The 9,506-nt window shown below is 34.9% G+C and carries 8 protein-coding genes; all 8 read left to right on the top strand.

The features are described 5' to 3' along the window. Positions 1-1,387: hypothetical protein (locus AC1DMU_RS20165; RefSeq protein ID WP_476941554.1), on the top strand; the 1,387-nt coding region annotated here is incomplete at its 5' end. 10 nt (positions 1,388-1,397) lie between these two features. Beyond that, a complete protein-coding gene (locus AC1DMU_RS20160; RefSeq protein WP_088119549.1) occupies positions 1,398-1,781 on the top strand; it encodes a hypothetical protein in 384 nt (127 codons plus the stop codon). Positions 1,782-1,825: 44 nt separating this feature from the next. Next, entirely contained in the window at positions 1,826-2,200 is a 375-nt protein-coding gene (locus AC1DMU_RS20155; protein ID WP_215559049.1) for a Low copy number virion structural protein, read from the top strand. 12 nt (positions 2,201-2,212) lie between these two features. Beyond that, positions 2,213-2,590, top strand: a complete 378-nt coding sequence (locus AC1DMU_RS20150; protein WP_431144247.1) for a Low copy number virion structural protein — start codon at positions 2,213-2,215, stop codon at positions 2,588-2,590. Positions 2,591-2,603: 13 nt separating this feature from the next. Further along, on the top strand, positions 2,604-3,962 hold the full coding sequence (locus AC1DMU_RS20145) for a hypothetical protein (protein ID WP_431144246.1): 1,359 nt from the start codon (positions 2,604-2,606) through the stop codon (positions 3,960-3,962). Positions 3,963-3,978: 16 nt separating this feature from the next. Continuing rightward, positions 3,979-5,706, top strand: a complete 1,728-nt coding sequence (locus AC1DMU_RS20140) for a DUF2460 domain-containing protein (RefSeq protein ID WP_215559052.1) — start codon at positions 3,979-3,981, stop codon at positions 5,704-5,706. A gap of 23 nt (positions 5,707-5,729) precedes the next feature. Next, complete coding sequence (locus AC1DMU_RS20135) at positions 5,730-7,964, top strand: hypothetical protein (protein ID WP_215559053.1); 2,235 nt, start codon at positions 5,730-5,732, stop codon at positions 7,962-7,964. Beyond that, positions 7,946-9,502 carry a cell adhesion protein gene (locus AC1DMU_RS20130; protein WP_476941553.1) on the top strand — a complete coding sequence of 519 codons (1,557 nt, stop codon included), beginning with the start codon at positions 7,946-7,948 and terminating at the stop codon, positions 9,500-9,502. Before AC1DMU_RS20135 ends, AC1DMU_RS20130 begins: the two co-directional genes overlap by 19 nt. Positions 9,503-9,506: the final 4 nt, after the last annotated feature.

The raw sequence follows: 9,506 nt of genomic DNA, 5'->3' as shown, positions 1-9,506 counted from the left end.
AGACCAATTCGCAAGTACATTTACTATTACCTTTGCAAATGAATACGGTCAAATGGCTCCTGATAATTGGTATGGTAAGTTTTCTTCTATTCAAGAATGGTTTTATAACAGTGAGGTAACAAATACAAATCAACTGTATCCACAGACTGAATTTAAGGTATCTATCGGCTACGGTGAAGAGGTTTTACCTTATATACATGGTTTTGTATCTGATGTGAAGGTAAATGCCGAAAGTGGTACTATTTCAGTCACTTGTACAACATCTTATAAGAAACTTCTACATAAATCAGTAATACCAACACCTGGATCGGATGAAATTGTTGCACCAACTGGCAATGTTTATAATGTTGTAAAATTCTTCTTTCAAAAAGCAGGGGTTGTCTTACATGGTAGTCCCGTAAACATACCTGGTACCAATCAAAGCTGGCTCGTTGAGGGTGCTACTGGTAAGAGGTTTCAAAAATGGGATGAAATTGTTCGCGATATTATAGATACAACATTCCACTATATTAAACATGAACCGGATGGAAGTTGTACGTTTATGAAAATGCCGGACTATGCCATTAACGAGCCTGCAAAATTTAACTTTAATGAAGGTGAGAACCTCATTTCATTAGATATGCAGCTAACAGATCAGGATATCAGTAATAGCATTGTTGTTAAATGTGGAGATTACGCAAATGGATTTCTTAATTCTTTTTTATTAAAAAATGTATCGCAAGGTGATTTGCGTGAGGAAATGATAGAAGTTCCTTGGGCTACAACATTCTTTGCGAGAAGAGCAGTCGCTGCAGCTTATCATTTAAAGGCAATACAAAAGTTTAGAACATTAACGGTTGCAGTAGTTGGTGATCCAAGGATTCAATTGTTTGATGTAATTTCTGTTTACAACCGAGATTCTGGCCAACAATGGAATTATTTCGTAAAAGGGATTAATACTATGATTTCAGCAGATGATGGTTTCTATCAAACTTTAGATTTAACAGTTAACTATGGATACGAACCTACACCTTATACAGACATAAGCGGAATCACAGTAAACGTAGATACCTTACGATTAAAACTTTGGGATTATGATTATGAAGATGGTGACGTATTAAATATTTACGCCAATGATAGGTTAATAGAAGAAAATTACCTTATCCGAAACAATCCTACATATGTTGATATTCCACTCGAATACGGGGTAAATGTAATTGTATTTGAAGCTGTACGAAATCCTTTAAGGTGGCTTACAGGACGACTACAAGTGTTAGATACACAGAATAATATTCTATTTGATTATGGTTCTCTACCAGATTTAACATTTGATCGGAAAAACATAGGTCCAGATGGATATTATATTCAACGTCCCGCAAAAACTTGGGCTGTCACTAGGGTAAATTAGGGGTGATATGATGATAATGCAAAAGAACTTATATGATCCGATTATGTATTTGATGAAAGGATTAATTGATAGAGAATTTTACAGCGGTGGAAAACCAATGCCTGGCGATGACCCAAATAACGTATTTAAAGAAGGTATGACAGAGGGCTATACCCTCATTCGTGACGGCGCTCGTTTATCTGCTGTTGATGGAGACAAATATCTTTATTACGATTTAGTTTTTAACGACCACGGTATGTTAGATAAGGTTCTTTTATCCCACAAGATAACAGGAAAGATGATGGAAATACAATTAATATATAATGCAAAGAAACAATTAGAACGTGTGCAGCCGCGTCTTCTTAATAAAGGTAACGGTATGCTATCTGATTTACCAATTCCCGATGTGTCTTAATGATGCACGGGAATTTTTTAATACATGGAAAAGGGTGAATGATCTTGTTTGAAACAACCTATTTAGCTGGTGGCCGATTAGATCCACCTTTTCATCCAACAAAAACCGAACCATTCATACCTGGATTCATTATGGATTCCACATCATATAAAACGGATGAAATGAAATATATATTACCTGCAGATATGGAGATTTATGCTATTAGTGTTAGTTCCTCCATGTATGAATTAGATGATAAATGGGATTTAATCGTGAACGGACAAACTGTTTGCCAGGATATCTATACGAAGCGTATTCCCGAAGGTATGCACTTTATGGTTTATAAAGCAGTCGCAACAGGAAGCACAATAACATTCCGATTCCATAACCAAGGGATTCTTGATAAAACGGTATGGTTTGAATTTCACTTTTTAAGATAAGGGGACGTACTCATGAGTTTTTCAGTTAATTATATGGCTGGTGGAAGATTTGACGCACCTTACTTCCCAACAAAAACAGAACCATTTATACAAGGGCGAAGAGTTGGTATTTATGATGGAATGCATGTAGATAAGTTTTCATTACCATTCGAGACAGAAATGATTGCTTTTTCTGTTGCTGCTTCACATTACAGTGACAAAGACTATTGGAATTTATTTATTAATGGCCAACAAATCTTTAAAGACGTTTATGTAAAAGATGTGCCGGAGGGATTTAACTTCTCTGTTGTAAAGCCTATACCTGCTAATTCAGAGATAAGATTCGAATACCACAATGTTTCTGCAGAGAAAAAAGCTATATGGCTTAATTACCAACTTTTAAAGGATTAGGAGAGTGAAATAAATGGCATATATTGAAAAAATCGTTACAGAAGCAGAATTTCAAAATGAGCTCATAAATTTAATGACTGAAAATGGTTGGAAAAAAGTTAAAACCTTTTATAAATACATTCATAAAGAAAAAGAGCAAGGAAGCAAAGATAACATTACTAAATTGTATAAATATTGGTGTGCAAAACATGTTGTTTTACAAAATTCGGATGGAGGCATGTACGGAATTGTTCAGACCTGGGCTTGGGAGAATAAAACAAAATTGGATATAGATTTATCTACAGATAAAGGCAAAACAGAACTTCAATCTTATCTAGAAAATAACCCAAGATATAAAGATCGCTCTTGTATGTATCTATATATGATCGAACAACTCCCAAATTATCAAGATAACAGTTTAATCGCTATGGGCGCTCAAGATGGATATGAATCTCGATCCATAATGGATGTTGAATTAGCTGAGGTTAAAGAAATAGTAACTCAAAATAGGAATCCGAATACTGGTACACTTTATGACGTTTACACTTATGAATATTCGGATTCTCCGCAACTCATGATGTCACCTTGGGTAAAGTGTACTTTTAGAAATCCAAGATTACAAAATGTAAATGTAGATACAAATTGGTGGCCAGATTCACTAGTTCGCATTACAGGTCAAGTTGATAAAGATAGAGCGGTATTATTAATTCAAGCAGACAGAACACCAGCATTTGAAAATAACGTCGTTCCTGTAGTACCGGTATATATGGGCAGGTTAGAAAGTTATGCAGCGGATGATACAATTGCGGATGCTCTATGGGCTGGTAGTGCCTATGATGAAGGTGACGAATCTTCCTCTCATACTTTTGATTTTGAAAACCCGAAACCTTTTAGAGATGTATCAAAATATATGCCAAGAACAAAAACATATCCGAAAAGTCCTGGTAACGGTATTGATAATGTAATTATAAAACGTTCCCGATTCGGAGCAAGATATCAAGCTCACTATATTGCGTGGAATGTCCCAAGTAATATGATGCCACCAGATCGTAAAGGAAAAAACGGTGGACAATATCCTTCAGCATGGCAAAGTCATGACAATGATGAATATAAATATCAATTCAACCCATCTTTATATAGTGGTAGAGTACATACTTCACGTGCTTATATCGTTCATCCAGATGAAGGTGTCCGTGGCTACATGCCTTATATCGTTCTCCTATCACCATTAGGATTATTAGATGGCGACAAATTAAAAGTCCGAATAGATACTTGTCCAGACTCTCATGATATTTATCGTTCCTTTACAGTGGATGCAATTTCACCAATTACGAAAATGCCAGCAACTGCATATCGTCCAGCTGGTTTAGGTATATACGAAAAATCAATGTGATAAGGGGAGAAACTAAATGTGGTTCGATCAAGTAGTTAATTTACAAACGTTACCGAATGAATTAGAAAAAATGTATATCGCAAATGGATGGAAACGAGATTTACTATTCCGTATTCGAAGCGATTCTAGTAAATATATTGATGTGAGATTGTTTGAATCGTTAGGTAGTGATTTAGAACGACGCAGATTCGGTTTTGCGGTAGCATACGATACTGCGGATTCGGATTTTGCAGATGCACGTTACGTTTCCGTTGAATCCAGATTAGGAAATTTAGGGGTCGGGGATGGGACAAAAACAGAATTTAATATTCCTGCTTTCCCAATTATCTCAACATCACTATTAGTTTATGTAAATAGTGTTCTGCAAGATAAGAGTTCTTATACAGTCGATAGTAAAACAGGGAATATTAAGTTTAATAGTCCAATTGCAAAGGGTGGAAAGGTAACTGCAGAATATCGTCTTGCCAACGATGCATATGAACCATCTAATGATATGATTTTCTTCACGTATACGCGATATTTCATTGAAAAAGAAATTAAGTCTACAGATGAAGCAGCAAATTTAGGGAATGGAAATGGAACGAAAACAACATTCACATTACCATTTGCTGATTTTGATGAAAGCCGTTTTACAGTTTATAAAAATGACACTGTTGTAACCGGAAATGAGTACTCATTCACTGGCGGTAGTATTATTTTCAAATCCGCACCTGCAAGTTCTGACAACATTAAAGTTTCCGGAATAAGATTACTTGAACCAAATAAAGATGGTGTATTAGAAGATGTTCTTACAGCAAAAACCAGATTTGATGTTCAAAACACAATAAGTGTTATGACGGAAATTTTTAAATCTATCAATTTTATTAATGCGTCACCTTATACATCGTTAAGTTTCACGCCAGAACAACGATTCACAAAAGATTGGAAGAGAGATTCAGTTGTTTATATGTATGGAAACGCAAATAAAGATCGTATCGTTATGTTTATGCGAATAGATCCGACGCCAAGTCCTGTCCGAGCTTTATTTGTTCCGCTTTATATTGGAAAAATGCACACCTTTGATAATAAACCACAAAAAAATTTACTTATCATGGGCGGTTGCCGTGAAGGAGAACAATTTAATAATTCCACAAAGAAAATTGGCGAAACTAACATGGACTATGGCCAAAATACTTCGGGTGGTAATTTATCGCCCATGTTGGCCCAATCTTTAACAGGGGCTATGTATCAACAGCATTATCTAGCATTCATTACTCATAATTCTGAGATTGATAGTGGTCAAGGTCGCTTTAATCCTTCAATGTACAGTAATAAATATCATTTATCTCAATTTTATATTGTTCATCCAAACGATGGCTATGTAGGAAAATTAGATGATGTTTATGCGGTACATCCTAAGAACATTCAACAAGCGGATGAATTAGAAATTGAAAAAACAGTAGTAAATGAAGTGCTTGGTAACGGTGATGGTGCCACGACTATATTTCATTTAGAACATAAACCACAAGGTGATACGTTAAACATTTTTATGAATTGTAAAGAAATACCGAAAACAGATTATGTCTATAATCCAGATGACAAAACAGTGATATTTAAAGAATTTCCGCTTGGGGAAATTACTGCTAGTTATAAAATGGCGCAATTATATCGTTATACATTGCCCACAACTGCGGTATCACCATTCACAAGTAAAAATTCTCCGTTTAATCCTATTGGGTTAGCGATTTATAAAGAGGACATTTAAAAACGAAAGGGGGAAAGCAAAGAATGAAAGAAAAGGTTTATTCGCTTGCTACCCCTTCTTTATTTATAAAAGAAAAAAACTATACTGTTTCTATTTCTTCGGAATCCAAATTTGAAAAGAGCTATTGTGTAGCACTTTCAGTAACAAATCCTTTTGGGAAAAATGAACACGAGTTTCCAGTGAGTATGCCGGCAAGTTCAAGGGTTAAGGCTATTACAGAAGATGATGCAGGGATATTCGCTACAAGAAGAACAACTAAAATTAAAGGCGTTTTCTCTGCTATTGTGGAAAAAGCTAGTCGACAAGTTAGAGAAATTGAAGCGAGTACGTCTTCTCTAGACAGTTCCATTTCAAAACGTTTGATAGAATTTGATATGGAAGTTTCTGATTTACAAGATTCCAAGCAATTCAGATGTCTTCTCATTGGTATAAACATTGATGAGGAAGCATTGCAACACGAGCGAATTTTTAAAATGGATCATATCGTGGATGAACATGTTAATCGGCCTTTTAATACACATGAAATTCTTATTGCTAACGAAGAGGTGCTGCACCGTGCTACAAACGAGCACGAAATGAACCCAGTAATAAAAGAAGAAGTTCTTCATAAAAAAGTGCGCGAATTTGCTGTAGATGTAGATGAATTACCAGAATGGGTTAACGTAGCACGCGTTCTGTATGGGGAAAATTTTTATGAAAGTATCGTAGCAGCACGACAAGAAAAGGAAATATGCGCTACAACAATATCCGTCGATACAAGCAATATCACAATAAAAGAACTAGAAGCGATTAATGTCAGTGACGCGGAATTAGCATATAGATACATTAGAGAAATGATTGGTTCATATGAAGAATATGACATATTTAACGGTCAAGGTATACCAGTTTATTTACCCGATTACGATTTGTTCGCTCGCATCCAGAGAGAGTTATCAGCAAACTATGCTGAATTATCTACAGGGGATAGAGATGCCTTACAGATTAATGGGGAAGGTGTTTCATTAGAATTGATAGATCGTTCTATATCGGAAATAGGTAGTTCACTTGTAGATTCAGAAACTCTATTACGAAAAAAAATAGAAATGGATTTAATTGAAATAGATTTAAATCAATCTGATAGGGTTACTAACGAGATAAAAGCAGGAGCAGCTTTTCATGGATATGCTGATAGAAAAAACAAATATCATGAAGCCGAAAAAATGAATGAATCAGAAGCCGATAGGGTTACTAATGAATTTATCGCAAATAACATTGCGCATATGGAATTAACAACCCCAAAAGGTCGTGAGTACGGTGTAAACATGGCTGATATATCAGATGGTTTAAATGTTAATCGTGAATTTAATACAGGTAATATTATTGAAATTGATAATGGAGATAGAAATATCAAAGACGTTTGCAGCGTGATTACTAACACTGTAGCTATAGATAAAGTAATTGCAACAGTTTCTACAGATTACATAGAAACGGATCCAGTTAATAAAATTACGAAAGATATCGTCACTGTCATTACAGAAAACGAATTAAGCAATCGCTTTGATACAAAAACTATTGTTTTTGAAGAGACTTTTTCATTAGCAGATAGAAACATCCTACAGATAGATGCAACGAGAGAAGAAATGGATTTGTTCGAAGGTTTGGGGATTCCAGTCTATTTACCTGACTTCGACATGTTTTCACGTATTAAAAGAGAATTCATAACAGAAACGGCTTTGTCCGAAATAATGAACCGACCAGAAATAAATATCCCATCAAAAGTTGTTGATACTGTTGATATGGTGCGCCCTATACAAGAAATCATGACGGATGTGTCCGGAGCAACAGAATTTGAAAGACCACTTTTAGAGCTAGATTCACAAATTGTTTATGAGTATGATGCAGCTGATACACCTGCAAAAAAAGCTTTAATTCATGAACAGGATTTATTTGATACTTCTCGTCAATTTGAAGCTGATGAAATAACAGGTGATACGTTTGATAGAGAGAGCACTATAGAAACTGTTGTGAGCGAATCTGAGCAGCTTAACAGACAAGTAATTATCGAAAGTTCAATCATAGAGAATGATAGTTTTAAAGTGGACATGCTATTTGATGCCACTTGTATAAAATTTGAACATTTCATAGTTGATAATATATATAACGCTGAAATCATTGAAAGCGATGAAAATAAAAAAGTTATAAAAGAAGATCCAAAGCTATGGTTGCGGCATAGTCGTCAATCTTGGTGGACGAATTCAAATTGGAAGAAAACGAGATAGAAGGTGAGCAAATGGCGAAAGTTGGAGATATTTTAAAACAACCAGAACCAAATTGGAAAAGATATGACGATACTAATCCACTGATAGAATACGATGAGAATTGGAGTAAGTATCCAGCAAATACAGAGTATGACGGTTCATCTATTGGCGCATTAAAAGGAAAAAACTCAAGCTTTAAATTCCAATTTAGAGGTACTAAATTTCGTTTGATTGTAGCTTGTTCAGATACCCGTTACTACTCCAACAGAATCAGTGTATCCATAGATGATTTACCAATAGAATACTTTGATGCAAATACAGTATCAAATACATTTCAAGTTTTAAAATACGAGAAAATAAATCTCGAAAATAAAAACCATATTGTTAAAGTCACAGTAGTAAATTCATCGGCAACAGCAGCTACTTTCGACTACAGGTTTGACGCTTTAGATATTGATGAAACTGGAACATTACTTCCTGTTAATTATAAGGAAAAACATTTAGTTTCTTTATACAAAAAACAAAGCGGAAAAATATTCACGGATGATTTTGATTCCATGCATCCTCGGTGGATCATGTCTCCGGCAAGTGCATTTGATATTTCTGCTGAAAAGAGTTTTTTACGAATAAACCATGATGCCAGCAAAGATGTTTTACTATTAGTCGATAAACCTGCAGGTGACATTGCAATACAAGTAACTGCAGATTATCAGCCAACTGTAGAAAATGATAATGGTGGACTACTCATATACCAGAATGCTGATAACAAAATTGAATTCCTTGAATCTTATTCAAAAACTAGTTCAAAGGATCATATAGAATGGTTAGCTGTATCACAAGGTAATCAGTGGGATTTTTACAGCAAAACAGATTCCAATTTTGATTATGCTGATAGCGAAAAATTAGAAGCTAATAAGATTGGGATAGTTGTAAAAAAAGGCATAGAAAACCAATACACTCCATTAAATGTCGATCGTATTATTGTTACTGCAGGTAATAAATTAAAATTACGACAACTCTTTCCTGGCGGATTAGTTGTATTAAAAGATGATAGTGGAAACATTGTTTTTAAAAGTGCAGTAGACCGAAATAATACGGGTATAGATATTGTTTTACCATCACTAGAATTTAAGGGACAGGTAGAAATATTTGACGAGAAAAACATGCTAATCGCTACAAAGAAAACAATCTTTTATGGTGGCGACATATATAATATGGGTTCTCCTTTAAAAATTTTAATGCATGACAAAGAATTAAACGATACAGATCCAACCCATTTAGGGAATATGGTAGAGGGCCAAAAGGTTATTCGAATGTCTGTGCAAAATGAAAATATATCCGCTGTGGCCAATTTAAAAATATCTGTCCAACAATACATGGATAAGGTCGGAGTTTCCTGGGCAGATGTTTCACTAGATGGTATTAATTTTTCAAAAGAAATTTCTATCGGTACGTTAGACCCTCAAAACTCTAAAGAACTCTGGGTTAAAGTTGTTAAAGACTATAATTACATGGGCCTTGAACCAATTTATTTCAACATTAAACTAGCACATGATTAGGTTG

It is taken from the genome of Bacillus sp. 01N45 (assembly GCF_056399205.1).
Note: the sequence above shows the minus strand (reverse complement) of the source record. Positions and strands in the feature narration are given on the sequence as shown.

What these genes read in the sequence shown, in the direction of transcription:
- AC1DMU_RS20160 (WP_088119549.1), top strand. Translation starts at nt 1,398, where the DNA reads ATGATAATGCAAAAGAACTTATATGATCCGATTATGTATTTGATGAAA.
- AC1DMU_RS20150 (WP_431144247.1), top strand. Translation starts at nt 2,213, where the DNA reads ATGAGTTTTTCAGTTAATTATATGGCTGGTGGAAGATTTGACGCACCT.
- AC1DMU_RS20145 (WP_431144246.1), top strand. Translation starts at nt 2,604, where the DNA reads ATGGCATATATTGAAAAAATCGTTACAGAAGCAGAATTTCAAAATGAG.
- AC1DMU_RS20140 (WP_215559052.1), top strand. Translation starts at nt 3,979, where the DNA reads ATGTGGTTCGATCAAGTAGTTAATTTACAAACGTTACCGAATGAATTA.
- AC1DMU_RS20135 (WP_215559053.1), top strand. Translation starts at nt 5,730, where the DNA reads ATGAAAGAAAAGGTTTATTCGCTTGCTACCCCTTCTTTATTTATAAAA.